Raw genomic sequence first — 18,234 nt, forward strand, 5'->3', positions numbered from 1 at the left:
GGGTGGCATGGCTTCACCACCGCTGTGCACCTGGCGCAGCGCCGCGTAGTCACGCGGGCCGGCAGCGGCGAACTCCTTGGCGATCATGTTCCAGTAGGCGGTGGTCAAGTCCATGACCGTGATGCTCTGCTCGACGATCTGACGGTACAGGGTTTCGCTGTCCCACACCTCGTTGCCACGCAGCAGCACCGCGGCGCCGCAGGTCAGCGGGCCGAACAACTGCTCGCCAAAGGCATCGAAGTTGAACGTGGCGAATTGCAGCACGCAATCGGCACTGCTCAAGCCGTAATAGTGCTGCGAGGCGAACGCATGCTTGCTCAGCGCGCCGTGGCTGATGCCGACGCCTTTCGGCCGCCCGGTCGAGCCGGAGGTGAACATCACGTAGGCCAGGCTCTCGGCCCACACCTTGCGTTGCAGATTGCCGGGCTCAGCGTTCTCCCAGGACTCGGCCTGATCCAGGCACAGGCAACGTACGCCAGCGGGCACAGGCAGGCGCTCAAGCCAATGGCTTTGGCTCAGGAGCAAACGGCTGGCGCTGTCCTCGATCATGAACCGCAGGCGATCAGCCGGGTACTGGGGGTCCAGCGGCACGTACGCACCGCCGGCCTTGAGCACGGCAAGAATGGCGACCACCAGCTCCAGGCTCCGGTCGACGGCGATGCCCACCAACACGTCAGGACCGACACCCGCCGCCACCAACGTGCGCGCCAGACGATTGGATCGGGCGTTGAGCTGGCCATAGGTCAATCGTTGTCCATCGCAGATCAAGGCGATGGCGTCCGGGCTGCGCTCAGCTTGCGCCTCGAACAGTTCATGCACCGGACGCTCGCTCGGCCAGGTCGTGTCGTGGCGCGCCCAATCGGTCACCAACTGGCGATATTCGGTGGGCGCCAACAAGGCCAGTTCACCGACACGCTGCTGCGGGTCGTCGGCGATGTTGCGCAACAGCAACGTCCAGTGCCGGGCCATGCGCTCGATGGTTTCGGGGTTGAACAAGTCACTGGCGTAGGTGAACGCCGCGTGCAAGTGCCCGCCCTTTTCATAGGTGTCCAGGCTCAAGTCGAACTGAGTGCTGCGGGACTCCCACTCGATGACGCCCAACTCCAGGCCGCTGCCGACTTTCAGCGTGGTGACATCGGCCACTTCCGGCTGGTGGTTGTACATCACCTGGAACAACGGGTTGTAGCTCAGGCTGCGCTCAAGCTTCAGCGCCTCGACCAGCCGTTCGAAGGGCAGATCCTGGTGGGCCTGGGCACCAAGGGCGGTTTCCTTGATGTCCCGCAGCAGATCGCCGAGGCGGGCCTGGCCGTCCAGTTGCACCCGCAACACCTGGGTGTTGACGAAGAAACCGATCAGCCCTTCGATTTCCCGGCGGTTGCGGTTGGCGATCGGCACGCCGACCCGCAGGTCGTCTTGTCCGGTGTAACGGTGCAGCAGGATATTGAAAGTCCCCAGCAGCAGCATGAACAACGTGACCCCGTGCTGCCGGGCAACGCCGCGCAGTTGCTCGACCAGCGCGGCCTCCACCACATGCTCCAAGCGACGACCGCGATAACTCGGCAGCACCGGGCGCGGATAGTCGATTGGCAGCTCCAGCACCGGGTGCTCGTCACCCAGTTGCGCTTGCCAGTAATCGAGTTGACGCTGCAGCTCGCCGGCCTCCAGCCAGCGCCGCTGCCACAGGGCATAGTCGCTGTACTGGATCGGCAAATCGGCCAGTTGCGGGGCAACGCCCGCTTCATGGGCGTCGTAGAAACGGATGAATTCGTCGATCAGCACGTTCATCGACCAGCCATCGGAGACGATGTGGTGCAAGGTCAGCAGCAGCACGTGCTCCCGGTCATCGAGCTTGAGCAGTTCCACCCGCAGCAAGGGGCCGCTGGACAGGTCGAAGGGCCGCAGCGATTGTTCCTCGGCGGCTCGGCGCACCGCCTCCTCGCGCTCGGCAGCCGGCAAGTGGCTGAAGTCGGTTTTGACGATCTCCAGGGGCGCGCTGGTCGGCACCTGTAACAGGCTGTCGTCGGCCTGGCGCTGGAACACCGTACGCAGGGTTTCATGCCGGGCCACCAGGCTGGCGAAAGCTTGCTCCAGCGCCGAAAGGTTCAGCGCGCCCTTGAGCCGCACCGCTCCCGGGAGGTTGTAGGCGCCACTGTCGGGCTCCAGTTGCCAGAGGAACCACATGCGCTGCTGGGCGTAAGACAAGGCCTGGCGATCCTCGGCCTCGACGCCCTGGGGAATGGGAAAACCGCTGAACTCCACGCCCTCCTTGGCCAACGCCGCCAGGAACATCCGGCGCTTGTCCAGGGGCAACCCGATAAACCGGCGAGCAAGTTTCAAGGCGTCTTCAGCATTCATTTCTGGGGTATCCGGAATCAGTGGGCACAAGGCACAAAGGCAAGTCGTCCCTATAAAACGAATGCAGACCGGAAAAATTAGCGTTTGAGAATTTGTATCAGGAAGAGAAGTAGAACGGGGGGTTCAGAAGGAGGCAGACCCTAAATGTGGGAGCAAGCTCGCTCCCACAGGGGACGAACCCCCCCCAGCCAATGTGGGAGCGGCATTTGAATAAGCCGGGGGAATCAAATCAGGCGCTGATGGCCAACCCATGCCGCCGCTGATGCACGCTCAACTGATCCTTGATCAGCCGCAACACCTTGGCCTCGTGTTCATGGATAAAGAAGTGCCCGCCCGCCAGCATGTCTACCGAAAAGCTGCCCGACGTTTCGCGGCGCCAGCCGATCAGTTGCTCCGTGGTGGCCTTGTCGGTGGTGCCGCCGAGCACATGCACCGGGCACTTGAGCGGCGGTCGAATTCGCGGTTGGAAGCGTCCGCACAACAGAAAATCGGCCCGCAGGATCGGCAGGGTCAAGGCCATCAGTTCTTCATTGGCCAATATCTCTTCGCTGGTGCCGTTAAGCGTACGCAACTGTTCGATCAATTCAGCGTCGGTTTTCGGCTCGGCGAAACCCCGGTCGTAGTCGGCTCGCATCGTCGGCGCCGCAGTGCCCGAGGCAAACAGCGCCACCGGTTCCGGGCAGCCAAGCTCACGCAGGGCATGGGCGATTTCGCAGGCCAGCAGCGCGCCCAGGCTGTGGCCGAACAAGGCATAAGGGGCCTGGAGCGACGGGAGCAGTTCCCGGGCCAGTTGCATCGCCAACGCGCCCATGTCGGTGTGCAGCGGCTCGTCGAAGCGCGCCCCGCGTCCCGGCAGCTCCACCGGTTGCACGTGCAGCCATTGCGGCAACTTGCGCCGCCAGCGGCTGTACACCATCGCGCTGGCGCCGGAATAAGGCAGGCACAGCAGGGTCAGTTGGGTCACTGCGGTTTTCTCCGATCGGTCGTGTAAGAAAGATAACGAAATCGTAACCCACAAAATTAGTCAAAACCGTTACGTTCGCTCCATCTTCTTCGTCCGACCTTATACTGGCCGCACCTCGACTCACTGCGCCGCACAGGAGAACGCCATGGGCTGGTCCGCCAAGCAATACGTCACCTTCGAACAGGAACGCACCCGTCCGTCCCGGGACCTGCTCGCCGCCATCCCCCCCACCCAGGCCCGTTCGGTGATCGACCTGGGTTGCGGCCCTGGCAACTCCACAGAGCTGTTGGTGGAACATTTCAGCGGTGCCACGGTGCGCGGCCTGGACAGTTCCAGCGACATGATCGACGCCGCACGCAAACGCTTGCCCGCCGTGGCGTTCGACACTGCGGACATTGGCCAATGGGATGAACCCGGGCCGTTCGACGTGATCTTCGCCAACGCCGTGCTGCAATGGCTGCCCGACCACGCCACCCTGCTGCCCGCGCTGATCGGCAAACTCGCCCCCGGCGGCAGCCTGGCGATCCAGATGCCCGACACCCTGCACCAGCCCTCCCACCGCTTGATGCGGGAAATCGCCGCCAGCGGTCCCTGGGCCAGCCAACTGGCCGGGGCGGCTGAATCGCGCACAGAGGTGGAGGATCCCAGCACGTATTACTCGATCCTCAAGCCCCACTGCAGCCGCGTCGATGTGTGGCGCACCACCTACCACCACCCCCTGGCCGGGGGTGCCGCGGGCGTGATGGAATGGTTCAAGGGCAGCGCCTTGCGGCCCTTTCTCGAGCCGCTGGATGAGGCCCAACGCGAGCAGTACCTGGCGCGCTATCTCCAGGCGATCGAACAGGCTTATCCGGCCCTGGACGATGGGACGGTGCTGCTGCCGTTTCCCCGGGTATTCATGGTCGCCACGCGTTAGGGCGACGGTCGATGACGCAGCGACGAGGGCCTAAATTTCTGATCCGGGCCCTCGTTACCTGCTAAGACCAAAACCCACAAGAGTGACCGCCGTGGACCTGCAAACCATCCTGGGCAAGCTGTTCGCCAATGCCGGCGCCGTTGGTATCGAAGGCGTTTTCCAATTCGTGTTCGGCCCGCACCAGGCGTACTGGTCCGAGGTCAAGGCCAGCAGCCGCACCCAAGCCGGTCGGCACACCAGCCCTGATGTGACCATCGAAGTGGCGGAAAAAGACTTTCTCGGGATCATGGCCGGCATGGCCAATGTCGAGGAACTGTTCGCCAGCGGGCGCCTGAAGATCGGCGGTAACATGGGCCTGGCGACGTTGCTGCCGCAGATCATCGACCATGCCCGGCATGGCGGTGGCGTGGCGGAAAAGGTCGACATGAACAAGCGCTACCCTACCCCGCCACGCTTTAGCGAAGCACTCACCGCCAGCCTGCCGGTCCAACGCAGCGTAGAGCGGCGGCCTCGCAGCGGGCTGTCGGTGCAGGAGTTTCAAGCACGTTATTTGCCCCATGGTATTCCGCTGGTCATCAGCGACGCCTTGCAGGACTGGCCGTTGTTCAAGCTCAGCCGCGAAGAATCCCTGGTGCACTTTGCCGAGCTGCAAGGCATCACCCGCCACGGCGACTACGTGAAGAAAACCTTCTCCACCGAGCGGGATTTCCGCTCCACGTCCATGGCCGATTTCATTGCCTCCCTGGACAGCCCGGCGGTCAAGGGCACCGACGGCGAACCACCGGCCTACATGGGCAACAACATCCTGCCGGCGCAGTTGATGGAGCAGATCGAGTACCCGCCCTACTTCGACCGCTCGCTGTTCATCCCGCCGCGTATCTGGATCGGCCCCAAGGGCACCCTCACGCCGCTGCACCGCGATGACACCGACAACCTGTTCGCCCAGGTCTGGGGCGAGAAAACCTTCACCCTCGCCGCACCGCATCACCGCGAAGCCCTGGGCACCTGGTCCACGGCGCCCCAGGGCGGGCTGGACGGCTGTGATTTCAACCCGGACGCGCCGGACTACCAACGCTTCCCCAACGCTCGCGACGTGACTTTCATACGGGTGACGCTGGGGGCCGGGGATTTGCTGTTTCTGCCGGAAGGCTGGTTTCATCAGGTGGAGTCGGTGTCCACGTCGTTGTCGGTGAATTTCTGGGTGAATTCGGGGCGGGGTTGGTAATGGTGAAGACTGTTTCACCTAAATGAACTCTGCACGCCTCACGCCAGTCAGCAGGTAAGGCCCTCCGTTCAAGGTGCTAAACCATGCAGATATCCCTCGCCCAACAAGTCGCCCTCGTTACCGGTGCCAGTTCCGGCATTGGTGCCGGCTGCGCCAGGGCATTGGCGGACGCCGGGGCCGCCGTGGTACTCAACTACCATTCCAGCGCCGGCCCGGCCGAAGACCTGGCCCGTGAAATCAACGACAACGGCGGCCGCGCCATCGCCGTCGGTGCCGATGTAGCAAAGGAGCAGGACGTCGAACGGCTGTTCGCCCAGACCCTCGAAGCCTTTGGTTCGCTGGACATCCTGGTGGCCAATTCCGGCCTGCAAAAAGACGCCGCCGCCGTCGACATGAGCCTGGAAGACTGGAACACCGTGATCGGCACCAACCTCACCGGCCAATTCCTCTGCGCCCGCGCCGCCTTGCGGATTTTCACCCGTCAGGGCATTCGCCAGGGCGTGTCCCGGGCCGCTGGCAAGATCATTCACATGAGTTCGGTGCACCAGCGCATTCCCTGGGCCGGCCACATCAACTACGCCGCGTCCAAGGGCGGTGTCGATCAACTGATGCAGAGCCTGGCCCAGGAAACCAGCCACCAACGCATCCGCATCAACAGCATCGCTCCCGGCGCGATCAGCACGGCCATCAACCGCGAAGCCACCGAGGGCGAACAGGAGCAGAAATTGCTGGAGCTGATTCCTTATGGACGCGTCGGCGATGTGGAAGACGTCGCCAACGCGGTGGTCTGGCTGGCGTCGGACTTGTCCGATTATGTGGTGGGTGCCACGTTGTTCATCGATGGCGGGATGAGCCTTTACCCGGGGTTTCGCGGCAATGGCTAACGATCACGAACCACAAAGCCCCATCGAGAACCACGGCATCATCGGCGACATGCGCACTGCTGCGCTGGTCAATGACCGCGGCAGTGTCGATTTTTTCTGCTGGCCGGAATTCGACAGCCCATCGATTTTTTGCTCGCTGTTGGACACCCCGGAAGCAGGCATCTTCCAACTCGCGCCAGACCTGCCGAACGCCCGCCGCCAGCAAATCTATCTGCCCGACACCAACGTACTGCAAACCCGCTGGCTGAGTGACGGTGCCGTGGTGGAGGTCACCGACCTGCTGCCCATCGGCGACAGCGAGGATGATCTGCCGGTGTTGATGCGCCGGGTGCGCATGACCGTAGGCAGCACAACGTTTCGCATGCGCTGCGCGGTGCGTCACGACTATGCCCGGGCAGTCACCACCGCGCGCCAGGACGGTGCCCACATCTGTTTCGAGGCGCCGGGGCAACCGAGCCTGCGCTTGTGCGCCGATCAGCCCATGAGGCTGGACGGCAACGCGGCGGTGGCCGAGTTCACCCTGGAACAGGGCCAGAGTGCCGAGTTCCTGCTCGGCGGCATCGACGACCCGCGCCTTCAGGATGACGTCAGCACGATATGCCTGGAGCGGACCCTGGCGTTCTGGCGCGGCTGGATCGGCCAATCCACCTATCGGGGGCGTTGGCGGGAAATCGTCAACCGCTCCGCCCTGGCGCTGAAACTGCTGACCTCGCGCAAGCACGGCGCGATCCTCGCAGCCGCCACCTTCGGCCTGCCGGAAACCCGCAGCGGCGAGCGCAACTGGGACTATCGCTATACCTGGATCCGCGACGCCTCGTTCACGGTCTACGCGTTCATGCGCCTGGGTTTCGTCGAAGAGGCGAACGCCTACATGCGTTGGCTGCGCGGGCGGGTCAGCGATTGCTGTGATCAACCGACCAAACTCAACATCCTGTACGGCCTGGACGGCAGGCTGGAACTGCCGGAAACCGAGCTGCCGCACTTGAGCGGTTTTGGCGGTGCACAGCCGGTGCGCATCGGCAACCTCGCCTACCAACAGGTGCAGTTGGACATTTTCGGCGAATTGATGGATGCGGTGTACCTGGTCAATAAATACGGCGAAGCCATTTCCCATCAAGGCTGGAAACACACCGTCGACGTGGTCGACCAAGTGTGCGAGGTCTGGCAGGACAAGGATGTGGGCATCTGGGAGATGCGCGGTGAGACACAACACTTTCTGCATTCTCGACTGATGTGCTGGGTCGCCGTCGACCGCGCCATCCGCCTCGCCGAAAAACGCTCCCTGCCCGCCCCGTTCGCCCGCTGGGACGAGACCCGCCAGGCCATCTACCAGGACATCTGGACCAATTTCTGGAACGACGAACACCAGCATTTCATTCAGCGCCTGGGCAGCACCGCCCTCGACGGCTCGATGCTGTTGATGCCCTTGGTGCGCTTCGTCAGCGCCCGCGATCCGCGCTGGCTATCGACCCTGGACGCCATTGAAAAAAGCCTGGTGCGCGACGGCATGGTCTATCGCTACCGCAACGACGACAGCCCCATCGACGGCCTCAGCGGCACCGAAGGCTCCTTCGCCGCCTGCTCGTTCTGGTACGTCGAATGCCTCGCCCGCGCCGGCCGCGTGGAAAAAGCCCAGCTGGAATTCGAACAACTGCTGCGCTATGCCAACCCGCTGGGGTTGTACGCCGAAGAGTTCGACAGCCATGGCTACCACCTGGGCAATACGCCGCAGGCCTTGACTCACCTGGCGTTGATCAGCGCTGCCAGTTTTCTGGATCGAAAGTTGAGCGGGGAGAAGAATCATTGGCAGCCGTGAGCCACGTCGCCATCACTTTCGAGTGAACACTGTGGCGAGGGAATTTATCCCTTCACCACAGAGGAGGCAGTGTGCTGACTACCGCGCTGAGTCGGCCAGTTCGATGTCATCCAACGCTCGATTGGCCAGCAACCTGGCCAACTCGATCAACTGCTGGATCCCCAGCGCAACATGCCGCCGGGAACCTTCCAACTCGAACCCCAGGTCACTGACCAGCGCATCGGCCGAGGCCAGGGTTTCGCTGAGGGTGGTCAATACCGATTCGGTGTTGAGGCCCGGGACCACTGAAAAGACCTGGCCGTCCTGGGTGTCGGGTTTGGCTGGTGTGGGGGACAAATGGATGTTCAGCGCCCGGTCGGCGGCTTCGCGGAGTTTTTTTGAATCGAGGGTGGTGTAGGCGGAAAGGTTTTCAGCTTTTGGGGGGTTGGGGGTGATCTTGACCATAGTGAAACTCCTGACTTGAAGTTGGAGCTCACCCACCTCGTGACCAAACGAGGGTGGTGGGCTATACGCAGGTTGGTCAACCGGGAAGTCAGGCACCCGGCGCACTCGAAAGTGCCCCGCGCACAGCCCACCGCAAAGCATACCGACAAGCACACAAAAAAGCGCCGACATGCTGAGGTTGGCGCGTGTGCGCCTGACATTGGACGGGTGACCAAACCCGGTCGCTGATTTTGCAGCGACGAGCAAAGCCTATCCCCGCCCTTTCCGAACCGGCAACCGCCGCGACTCGTCAGAAAATTCCGGTTCACCTATTTTTTTGTAGGAACACAACCCCGTGGCGAGGGAGCTTGCTCCCGCTCGGCTGCGCAGCAGCCGCAAATTCTCCCTGACACAAGGGCATCGCAGTATCCCCTCCCCATTTATCGCCACGCCCCGTTACAGGTTGCCAGCCCCCCAAACCCCTCCTAAGATCGATGCTCTCACGGGTGCAGCGGAGCTGCCCGATAAAAACCCGACTCAAGGATCTGACATGACTCATATCAAACGCCCCATCACCACCCCACCCCGAACAGGCCTGACCCGCGAAGACCTCTGGGAAGGCCAGGACCGGGGCCTGATCAAATGCTGGGAAATCGGTCGCGACCGGGCGGTGAAGTTTCCCGAACTGGCGCAACGCTGCCTGGCCGGTGAATTGCCAGTGCTGGGCTGGAAAGGTGGCGTCAGCCGCAGCCTGAAGAAAAACGAAAAATTCGGTTGCCTCAAGTACCTCGCCCAATGGCAGGGCCTGCGCGGTGAGGATCTGGACATCGACCTGACCCAGGAGCGCACCCTGACCTGTTCCAGCACGAACATGATCGTGACGTTCACCCCGGATCGGGCCAAATACGTCAACCAGGAACCTGCCTGAACGCAACCGCACACTGCCGGAGGCCGACATGAACCTTGAGCCCGGGATCGACTTCGCCGTCACGCCGTTGCTGCGCATCGCCTACGAAGAACACGGCCCCGCCAGCGGCGAACCCATCATCCTGCTGCACGGTTTTCCGTACGCCCCCAGGGCGTTCGATGAAGTCGCGCCGGCCTTGGCCCAGCGTGGCTACCGGGTCATCGTGCCCTACCTGCGCGGCTACGGCCTGACCCGCTTCAACAACCCGACCATCCTGCGCTCCGGCCAGCAAGCGGCCCTGGCCCAGGACCTGTTGGACTTGATGCACGCACTCTCCATCCCCCAAGCGGCGCTGTGCGGCTACGACTGGGGCGGTCGGGCGGCGTGTATCGTCGCGGCGCTGTGGCCCGAGCGCGTGCGCTGCCTGGTGACCGGCGACGGCTACAACCTGCAGAATATTCCACGTTCCAAACAGCCGCTGGATCCGGAAACCGAACATCGCCTGTGGTACCAGTACTATTTCCACACGGCGCGGGGTGTCGAGGGCCTGACCCGGAACCGACGTGAACTGTGTGAGTTGCTCTGGCGCCTGTGGTCACCGACCTGGAAACGTGGCGCCGAACTGTACCCTCTCAGCGCCGTGTCGTTCGACAACCCGGACTTCGTCGACGTGGTGATCCACTCCTACCGTCATCGCTTCATGTACGCACCGGGCGACCCGACACTGGAGTGGATGGAGGAACGGCTCGCAGCACAACCGACCATCAGCGTGCCGAGCATCTCCCTGTGCGGCGCCGACGACGGCGTGGGGCCCGCACCGGAACACGACGAAGACGCCGAGCATTTCACAGGTTTCTATGAGCGTCGGGTATTGACCGGTGTTGGCCACAACATTCCCCAGGAAGCCCCCGAGGCCACGCTCAAGGCATTGCTGGATCTGCTTGAGGGCTGACGGCGAACCGCTCGCGATAGGCCTGGGGCGTCACCCCCATGGCCCGCAGGAAACTGCGGCGCAGGGTTTCTTCGCTGCCGAAGCCGCATTGCACCGCCACTCGTTTGATCGACACGGCGGTGTCAGACAACAGACGCCGAGCGGTTTCCACGCGAATCAACTCCACCGCCCGCGCCGGGGTCTGGCCGGTGTCGGCGCGGTAGTGCCGCACAAAGCTGCGTTCGCTCATGCCCACCTCGGCGGCCAGGCTCGAAAGGCCCAGGTCACGGGTGAGGTTTTCGGCGATCCAGGCATGCAGGTCATCGAACCGACTGCCCTGTTTTTGTAGCGACAACGTCACGCTGAACTGCGATTGACCACCAGGGCGCTTGAGGAACACCACCAGATGCCGGGCGACTTCCAGGGCAACGGCACGCCCCAAGTCCTCCTCGACCAGCGCCAGGGCCAGGTCGATGCCAGCCGTGACCCCCGCCGAGGTCCACACCGGGCCGTCGTTGATGAAAATCGGGTTGGGTTCGACCCGCAACTGCGGATGTTGCTCGGCCAGTTGTTCGCAGCGGGTCCAATGGGTGACCACACGCCGTCCGTCCAGCCAGCCGCTGGCGGCCAGCAAAAACGCCCCGGTACACACCGACGCCACCCGCCGCGAACGCAGGCCGTGATCCTTGACCCAGGCCACCAGCGCCAGGTCCTTCGCCGCTTCGTACACGCCCCAGCCACCGGCGATCAATAGCGTATCGCTGCCTTCGCTCGGCAGCGGCTCGGCCATCAGCGCCAACCCCGCCGAGGACATCACCGCCCCGCCACCCACGGCGATGACCGTCGGCGCGTAGGGCAACGGCAGGCCTTGCTGGCGGGCCAGGTCGTTGGCCGAGGCAAACACCTGCAAAGGCCCGGTGACATCCAGCACTTGCACGTTGGCGAAGGCCAGCACATGAACGGTTTTCGGTGGTGTGGGCATATTGGCGTGATTCGTGGGTTTATTGGCGTATACGCCAGAGCCTACGGATCTAAAGTAAATCCGTCCACCCCTCGGGCAATCATCCACAGGAGAACGTGACATGACGCTGCAGATCGGTTTGCTGTTATTCCCCCAGGTCCAACAGTTGGACCTGACCGGCCCTTACGACGTACTGGCCTCGTTGCCAGACGTGAAGGTCCACCTGATCTGGAAGGACCTGGCCCCCGTCACCGCCAGCACAGGTCTGGTGTTGTTGCCCACCACCACGTTCGAGAACTGCCCGAAGCTCGACGTGATCTGCGTCCCCGGCGGCACCGGCGTCGGCGCCCTGATGGAAGACGAGCAGACGCTGGCCTTCATCAAGCGGCAAGCCGCCGAGGCGAAATACATCACCTCGGTGTGCACCGGTTCGCTGGTGCTCGGTGCGGCGGGCCTGCTGCAGGGCAAGCGCGCCACCACCCATTGGGCCTATCACAGCCTGCTGCAAACCTTGGGCGCGACGCCGGTCAAGGACCGCGTGGTCCGCGACGGCAACCTGCTCACTGGCGGCGGCATCACCGCCGGGATCGATTTTGCCTTGACCCTGGCGGCCGAACTGTTCGACCAGGACACCGCCGAACTGGTCCAGCTGCAACTCGAATACGCCCCTGCCCCACCGTTCAACGCCGGCAGCCCGGACACTGCCCCCACGCAAGTACTGGAAGAAGCCCAGCGGCGTACGGTGGAGTCGTTCCGGGTGCGTTCACAGATCACCCAACGCGCTGCGGCGCGGTTGGGACTGGCGTAACGCTAGTCCTCAACCGGACATTGCTGAACGGTTGTGTGGGAGCAAAGCTTGCTCCCACACAACCAGCCAGCCGTGGATTCAACACTCCTCCTGGCAATACAACACCATCCCCGCGTGGTACAGCACACCGTCGCGAAAATCCCCGTCAGCGGTGAAGCCAGTGTCGTCGTGGTATTCGATATGGTCGTCCTGCAGCCAGTAGTCGCCCTGGTACGCACTCTCACGCAATCCCCGCGCTTCATCGTAGCGTCCGCCCGGCAACAGCCGATGGCGGATCACGCCATCAGCCGTCACCCATAGGCCGACGAATTTGCCCTGGTCTCCAAAGGCCTTTCTCATGGGACATCTCCTATCGGATCGATTCGGTTCAGAAGGGGCTGGCGGTTGGCCGCACGATCAGCTCGCTGACGTCCACCTCCGCTGGTTGCTCGATGGCGTAGGCAATTGCCCGGGCGATGGCTTCAGCAGGAATGGCAATCCTGCGGAACTCGCGCATTTCGGCACGTCCACCTTCATCGGAAATGCTCTCGGCCAGTTCAGATTCGGTCACGCCGGGGGAAATCACCGTCACGCGCACATCGCCACCGACTTCCTGGCGCAAGCCCTCGGAAATCGCCCGCACGGCAAATTTGGTGGCGCAATACACGGCGGCGGTCGGGCTGACGGTGTAGGCACCGATGGACGCGATGTTGATGAACTGGCCGCTGCGCTGGCGTTGCATCAGCGGCAAGCCGGCGGCAATCCCGTGAAGCACACCACGGATGTTGACGTCGATCATGCGGTCCCACTCCTCGACTTTCAGCGCCTCGAGTTTGGAGAGCGGCATGACCCCGGCGTTGTTGATGATCACGTCGACCCGACCGAACCGCTCGACAGCAAAATCGATCAGGTTCTGGACATCATCGCGACGAGTTACGTCCACGGCTTTGCAGACCGCCTGCTGGCCGACGGCTTTGAGCTCTTGCACCAGTGCTTGCAAACGATCGATGCGTCGGGCGCCAAGCACGACACGAGCACCGCGAGCCGCGAGCAACCGCGCCGCTGCTTCACCAATCCCGCTGCTGGCGCCGGTGATGACCACTACTTTGTTTTGAATATCGGACATGATGGATCCCTCGTCTGGATGGGCTGGCCCCCGGTGGGAGCGTTTTGACAGGTCCAGATTAGGGAACCGACTGAAACCGGGGTTAGCCGGATCCTCCTGCGCACTTGCACGATCCTGTAGCGATAAAACCGGCTCTGGCCGACAGTCGCGCAATCGGCTTTACTAGCGCGGTCACTCATTTGGCCAGGGAGATTGATTGGCATGTCGGTATCCACGTCCATCCACATTGCGCCAGACGACGGCGTCAGCCAGCGTCGCGCCGAACTGGCGAGCCTGATGAAGCGCTTTGCGCCGGAATACGGTGTCCACCCTACGGCTATCGAGGCCTTGCACCTGATCCGTAGCGACCAGCCGACCGAAGCCCTGCACACCGTGCACAAGCCTGGTTTGTGCGTGATTATCGAGGGGCGCAAGGAAGTGCGGCTGGCGGACGAATGCTACGTGTATGACCCGCTCAATTACCTGGTGGTCTCGGTGACGCTGCCGATGGCCGGCCAAGTGATTGAAGCCAGCCCTGAGCGCCCTTACCTGTGCATTCGTCTTGATATCGACCCGGCGCAGATCTGCCGCCTGATCGCCAACGCCAGCCCTATCGGTGTGCCAGCCCAGCGAACCGAGCGCGGTCTGTTCCTGGATCGCATCGATGCACCCTTGCTCGATGCGGTGTTGCGCCTGCTGCGGCTGTTGGACAGCCCGGACGATATCGCCACCCTCGCGCCGTTGGCTCAACAGGAGATTTTCTACCGACTGCTGCGTGGCGCCCAAGGCCAGCGCTTGCACGAAATCGCCATTCCCGACACCCAGACCCACCGCATCAGCCGGGCCATCGAGTGGCTCAATACCCATTACGCCGAACCGCTGAGCATCGACAGCCTGGCACAAATGATCAATCTCAGCCCTTCGGCACTGCATCACCGCTTCAAAGCCGTAACCGCCATGAGCCCGCTGCAATACCAGAAACAGCTTCGCCTGCAGGAAGCCCGACGGCTGTTGTTGGCGGAGAACAGCGACGTTTCGTCAATCGGCTACAAGATGGGGTATGAAAGCCCTTCGCAGTTCAGTCGCGAATACAGCCGTCTATTTGGCGCCTCGCCGAGCAAGGACATCGCTCGTTTGCGCGCCCAGGCGCTACAGGCTAGTAGTGCCTGATCCTACAAGTCGGTTTGGATAAGCGTCTGGCATGGTTGTGGTTGGACCACTTTTTTGCAGACGAAAAAAAACCCGCCGAAGCGGGTTTTTTGAGGACCAATTTGACTCCCTGTCCGGCATTCCATGCCTGGTCCCATCATCCATGACCCTAAGCACTCCCTGTACTCAGTGGATGAACATAGATTAGGCCCGTCGATGCCTTGGCAAAAGGCGAGAAAGCAGCAACAGCGTGTAAGCGTTTCGCTATACAGCCCCCCCTCGACTTTATGACAGACGAAAAAAAACCCGCCTAAGCGGGTTTTTCCAAGACCATTACGACTCCCTGTCGATAGCATCCTTGCAAGGTCGATCTTCCCTGATCCTGAGCACTTCCTGTGCTTCAGTGGATAGGTCCAGATTACGCTGCGGATCCAAAGTGCAATAGACGACATAGCTACCATGGCGTGTAAGACATTCGCTATACCTACTCTTCCGTAACCCCTGACGACCGCCGGGTATCGGCGACATCTGCGTCAACGGAAGAGAAAATCAAGACTTGCCCAAGAACGCTTCAATATTGGACATCTGCTCATCCCAGCCCCGGCTATCCATGCGAAAGGCCTTAAGCCGGCGAGCTTCAGGAATGTTGTTAAACCCCGATTCAACCACTTTGAGCAGGGTACCGCCGTCCATGTCTTCAAGTTCGAACAGCACTCGTGTTTCGGACTCTTGAGAATAATCCACCTCTGGTTCAACGGCGTAAGGATGCCAGCGAAACGAGAACACCCGCTCGGGCTCCACCCGGTCCACCGCTACGTCCCAGATAAGGTGTTCGTAACCTGGATAGGTGATCTGCCCCTGGGTACGCTCACCCGCCACAAATCGCTTGCCCTCAAGGGCGACGCCGAACCATTGGCCAAAGGCTTCGGCATTGGCCAGGGCGCGCCAGACTTGAGAGCGCGGGGCTTTGAGCAGGATCTTTCTTTCAATGCGGTCGGATGAATGCATGGGTCACCTCCTGTGTTCAACAGTAGGCTTGTAAGACCACAAGGCCAACCGGAAAGTTGTATCAGTCCATCGTTTGGGTACACTCCTGCGGCATTTGTCCCCCCTCAAGGAGAGATCGACCATGCCTCCACGCTTGCTTCTGGCCCTAGCGCCGTTGTTTTTCATCACCGCTGCCCAAGCCGATGACTGCGCCAATGCCACCACTCAGGGTGAGATGAACCAGTGCGCGGCCAAAGAGAACAAGGCCGCCGACAACGAACTGAACAGCCTGTATAAGCAAATCACCGCACGTCTGAAGGGCAACCCCGAGGCCAAGCAAATGTTGGTCAAGGCACAACGAGCCTGGATTGGCTTCCGTGACGCCGAATGCAACTTTTCTGCCTCCGGGGTTGAAGGCGGTAGCGTCTATCCGCTGATCTACAGCAACTGCATCACTGACCAGACCAAGGCCCGGATCGAAGCATTCAAGACCTACCTCAAGTGCAAGGAAGGGGATCTGAGCTGCCCAGTTCCAGAGGCTTAACCGTCTGGATGGCAAAAAGGATGGCCTCCTCAGGTCATCCTTTTTTAGGTATGAGGTTTTTCAGCACAAAAACAAAACCCCTACCTGCGTCAGCAGATAGGGGTTTCGGAATTTAATCTTGACGATGACCTACTCTCACATGGGGAAACCCCACACTACCATCGGCGATGCATCGTTTCACTACTGAGTTCGGGATGGGATCAGGTGGTTCCAATGCTCTATGGTCGTCAAGAAATTCGGTAGCCGGTGCGTGCATTGCGGTCACGTGCCAGCGAATGGGTATGCGATAGTTTGTGTGTTTGCTGCGAACTTTCGGTTCATGTCGTCTTCACACACCGCAATCTGGTGCCCTTTCGGGTCAGCAAATTGCTTGGGTGTTATATGGTCAAGCCTCACGGGCAATTAGTACAGGTTAGCTCAACGCCTCACAGCGCTTACACACCCTGCCTATCAACGTCGTAGTCTTCGACGGCCCTTCAGGGGACTCAAGGTCCCAGTGAGATCTCATCTTGAGGCAAGTTTCCCGCTTAGATGCTTTCAGCGGTTATCTTTCCCGAACATAGCTACCCGGCAATGCCACTGGCGTGACAACCGGAACACCAGAGGTTCGTCCACTCCGGTCCTCTCGTACTAGGAGCAGCCCCTCTCAAATCTCAAACGTCCACGGCAGATAGGGACCGAACTGTCTCACGACGTTCTAAACCCAGCTCGCGTACCACTTTAAATGGCGAACAGCCATACCCTTGGGACCGGCTTCAGCCCCAGGATGTGATGAGCCGACATCGAGGTGCCAAACACCGCCGTCGATATGAACTCTTGGGCGGTATCAGCCTGTTATCCCCGGAGTACCTTTTATCCGTTGAGCGATGGCCCTTCCATACAGAACCACCGGATCACTAAGACCTACTTTCGTACCTGCTCGACGTGTCTGTCTCGCAGTCAAGCGCGCTTTTGCCTTTATACTCTACGACCGATTTCCGACCGGTCTGAGCGCACCTTCGTACTCCTCCGTTACTCTTTAGGAGGAGACCGCCCCAGTCAAACTACCCACCATACACTGTCCTCGATCCGGATAACGGACCTGAGTTAGAACCTCAAAGTTGCCAGGGTGGTATTTCAAGGATGGCTCCACGCGAACTGGCGTCCACGCTTCAAAGCCTCCCACCTATCCTACACAAGCAAATTCAAAGTCCAGTGCAAAGCTATAGTAAAGGTTCACGGGGTCTTTCCGTCTAGCCGCGGATACACTGCATCTTCACAGCGATTTCAATTTCACTGAGTCTCGGGTGGAGACAGCGCCGCCATCGTTACGCCATTCGTGCAGGTCGGAACTTACCCGACAAGGAATTTCGCTACCTTAGGACCGTTATAGTTACGGCCGCCGTTTACCGGGGCTTCGATCAAGAGCTTCGCGTTAGCTAACCCCATCAATTAACCTTCCGGCACCGGGCAGGCGTCACACCCTATACGTCCACTTTCGTGTTTGCAGAGTGCTGTGTTTTTAATAAACAGTCGCAGCGGCCTGGTATCTTCGACCGGCGTGGGCTTACGCAGCAAGTGCTTCACCCTCACCGGCGCACCTTCTCCCGAAGTTACGGTGCCATTTTGCCTAGTTCCTTCACCCGAGTTCTCTCAAGCGCCTTGGTATTCTCTACCCAACCACCTGTGTCGGTTTGGGGTACGGTTCCTGGTTACCTGAAGCTTAGAAGCTTTTCTTGGAAGCATGGCATCAACCACTTCGTCACCCAAAGGGTAACTCGTCATCAGCTCTCGGCCTTAAGATCCCGGATTTACCTAAGATCTCAGCCTACCACCTTAAACTTGGACAACCAACGCCAAGCTGGCCTAGCCTTCTCCGTCCCTCCATCGCAATAACCAGAAGTACAGGAATATTAACCTGTTTTCCATCGACTACGCTTTTCAGCCTCGCCTTAGGGACCGACTAACCCTGCGTCGATTAACGTTGCGCAGGAAACCTTGGTCTTTCGGCGTGGGTGTTTTTCACACCCATTGTCGTTACTCATGTCAGCATTCGCACTTCTGATACCTCCAGCAAGCTTCTCAACTCACCTTCACAGGCTTACAGAACGCTCCTCTACCGCATCACTTACGTGATACCCGTAGCTTCGGTGTATGGTTTGAGCCCCGTTACATCTTCCGCGCAGGCCGACTCGACTAGTGAGCTATTACGCTTTCTTTAAAGGGTGGCTGCTTCTAAGCCAACCTCCTAGCTGTCTAAGCCTTCCCACATCGTTTCCCACTTAACCATAACTTTGGGAC

General features: G+C 60.9%; 16 protein-coding genes and 2 rRNA genes (2 of these 18 cut by a window edge). 9 read left to right on the top strand and 9 right to left on the bottom strand.

Annotated elements, in window-relative coordinates:
- Both EPZ47_RS19825 and EPZ47_RS19830 read right to left on the bottom strand, forming a co-directional pair.
- Nucleotides 1-2,355, bottom strand: the 5' end (the start) of a protein-coding gene (locus EPZ47_RS19825) for a non-ribosomal peptide synthetase (protein WP_135846355.1). 10,080 nt of this gene lie to the left of the window's left edge; 2,355 of the gene's 12,435 nt are visible here — the first part of the coding sequence; its start codon is at nt 2,353-2,355; its stop codon lies beyond the left edge, outside the window.
- A 229-nt stretch (nt 2,356-2,584) separates the two neighbouring features.
- The gene (locus tag EPZ47_RS19830; protein WP_135846356.1) at nt 2,585-3,319 is read right to left on the bottom strand and encodes a thioesterase II family protein; all 735 of its coding nucleotides are present in this window, start codon (nt 3,317-3,319) and stop codon (nt 2,585-2,587) included.
- Nucleotides 3,320-3,464: 145 nt separating this feature from the next.
- On the opposite strand from EPZ47_RS19830, the gene tam reads away from it, so the two are divergent.
- The 4 genes from tam to EPZ47_RS19850 all read left to right on the top strand — a co-directional run bounded on the left by tam (nt 3,465) and on the right by EPZ47_RS19850 (nt 8,160).
- A complete protein-coding gene (gene tam, locus EPZ47_RS19835; protein WP_135846357.1) occupies nt 3,465-4,235 on the top strand; it encodes a trans-aconitate 2-methyltransferase in 771 nt (256 codons plus the stop codon).
- A 91-nt stretch (nt 4,236-4,326) separates the two neighbouring features.
- Complete coding sequence (locus tag EPZ47_RS19840) at nt 4,327-5,460, top strand: cupin-like domain-containing protein (RefSeq protein ID WP_135846358.1); 1,134 nt, start codon at nt 4,327-4,329, stop codon at nt 5,458-5,460.
- Between the two features lie 83 nt (nt 5,461-5,543).
- Nucleotides 5,544-6,344, top strand: coding sequence for an SDR family oxidoreductase (locus EPZ47_RS19845; RefSeq protein WP_135846359.1), 801 nt, complete (start codon nt 5,544-5,546; stop codon nt 6,342-6,344).
- On the top strand, nt 6,337-8,160 hold the full coding sequence (locus tag EPZ47_RS19850; protein ID WP_135846360.1) for a glycoside hydrolase family 15 protein: 1,824 nt from the start codon (nt 6,337-6,339) through the stop codon (nt 8,158-8,160). The genes EPZ47_RS19845 and EPZ47_RS19850 overlap by 8 nt, the downstream gene beginning before the upstream one ends.
- Before the next feature lie 78 nt (nt 8,161-8,238).
- Here the strand turns inward: EPZ47_RS19850 and EPZ47_RS19855 are convergent, their stop codons facing one another.
- A complete protein-coding gene (locus tag EPZ47_RS19855) occupies nt 8,239-8,604 on the bottom strand; it encodes a DUF6124 family protein (protein ID WP_135846361.1) in 366 nt (121 codons plus the stop codon).
- A 529-nt stretch (nt 8,605-9,133) separates the two neighbouring features.
- On the opposite strand from EPZ47_RS19855, the gene EPZ47_RS19860 reads away from it, so the two are divergent.
- Nucleotides 9,134-9,511, top strand: a complete 378-nt coding sequence (locus EPZ47_RS19860; protein ID WP_046065895.1) for a hypothetical protein — start codon at nt 9,134-9,136, stop codon at nt 9,509-9,511.
- 28 nt (nt 9,512-9,539) lie between these two features.
- On the top strand, nt 9,540-10,442 hold the full coding sequence (locus EPZ47_RS19865) for an alpha/beta fold hydrolase (protein WP_135846362.1): 903 nt from the start codon (nt 9,540-9,542) through the stop codon (nt 10,440-10,442).
- Here the strand turns inward: EPZ47_RS19865 and EPZ47_RS19870 are convergent.
- Complete coding sequence (locus EPZ47_RS19870; protein ID WP_135846363.1) at nt 10,411-11,403, bottom strand: GlxA family transcriptional regulator; 993 nt, start codon at nt 11,401-11,403, stop codon at nt 10,411-10,413. The two genes, EPZ47_RS19865 and EPZ47_RS19870, sit on opposite strands and share 32 nt — an antisense overlap.
- A 100-nt stretch (nt 11,404-11,503) precedes the next feature.
- Between EPZ47_RS19870 and inhA the strand changes: the two genes are divergently transcribed.
- Nucleotides 11,504-12,190, top strand: a complete 687-nt coding sequence (gene inhA / locus EPZ47_RS19875) for an isonitrile hydratase (protein ID WP_135846364.1) — start codon at nt 11,504-11,506, stop codon at nt 12,188-12,190.
- Between the two features lie 78 nt (nt 12,191-12,268).
- On the opposite strand, the gene EPZ47_RS19880 is transcribed toward inhA, so the two are convergent.
- Together EPZ47_RS19880 and EPZ47_RS19885 are read right to left on the bottom strand one after the other, a co-directional pair.
- Complete coding sequence (locus tag EPZ47_RS19880) at nt 12,269-12,529, bottom strand: Atu4866 domain-containing protein (protein WP_135846365.1); 261 nt, start codon at nt 12,527-12,529, stop codon at nt 12,269-12,271.
- 28 nt (nt 12,530-12,557) lie between these two features.
- On the bottom strand, nt 12,558-13,295 hold the full coding sequence (locus EPZ47_RS19885) for an SDR family oxidoreductase (protein ID WP_135846366.1): 738 nt from the start codon (nt 13,293-13,295) through the stop codon (nt 12,558-12,560).
- A 201-nt stretch (nt 13,296-13,496) separates the two neighbouring features.
- Here EPZ47_RS19885 and EPZ47_RS19890 point away from each other — a divergent pair, with 201 nt between their 5' ends.
- Complete coding sequence (locus tag EPZ47_RS19890) at nt 13,497-14,444, top strand: AraC family transcriptional regulator (protein WP_135846367.1); 948 nt, start codon at nt 13,497-13,499, stop codon at nt 14,442-14,444.
- A gap of 528 nt (nt 14,445-14,972) precedes the next feature.
- Here the strand turns inward: EPZ47_RS19890 and EPZ47_RS19895 are convergent.
- Nucleotides 14,973-15,431, bottom strand: coding sequence for an SRPBCC family protein (locus EPZ47_RS19895; protein ID WP_135846368.1), 459 nt, complete (start codon nt 15,429-15,431; stop codon nt 14,973-14,975).
- A gap of 121 nt (nt 15,432-15,552) precedes the next feature.
- Here EPZ47_RS19895 and EPZ47_RS19900 point away from each other — a divergent pair, with 121 nt between their 5' ends.
- A complete protein-coding gene (locus EPZ47_RS19900; protein ID WP_135846369.1) occupies nt 15,553-15,954 on the top strand; it encodes a lysozyme inhibitor LprI family protein in 402 nt (133 codons plus the stop codon).
- 116 nt (nt 15,955-16,070) lie between these two features.
- On the opposite strand, the gene rrf is transcribed toward EPZ47_RS19900, so the two are convergent.
- Together rrf and EPZ47_RS19910 are read right to left on the bottom strand one after the other, a co-directional pair.
- Nucleotides 16,071-16,186: ribosomal RNA gene (rrf, locus tag EPZ47_RS19905) — 5S ribosomal RNA — on the bottom strand.
- 149 nt (nt 16,187-16,335) lie between these two features.
- A 23S ribosomal RNA gene (locus EPZ47_RS19910) occupies nt 16,336-18,234 on the bottom strand (it continues 992 nt past the right edge of the window).

The sequence above is a fragment of the Pseudomonas viciae genome, assembly GCF_004786035.1.
Lineage (GTDB): Bacteria > Pseudomonadota > Gammaproteobacteria > Pseudomonadales > Pseudomonadaceae > Aquipseudomonas > Aquipseudomonas viciae.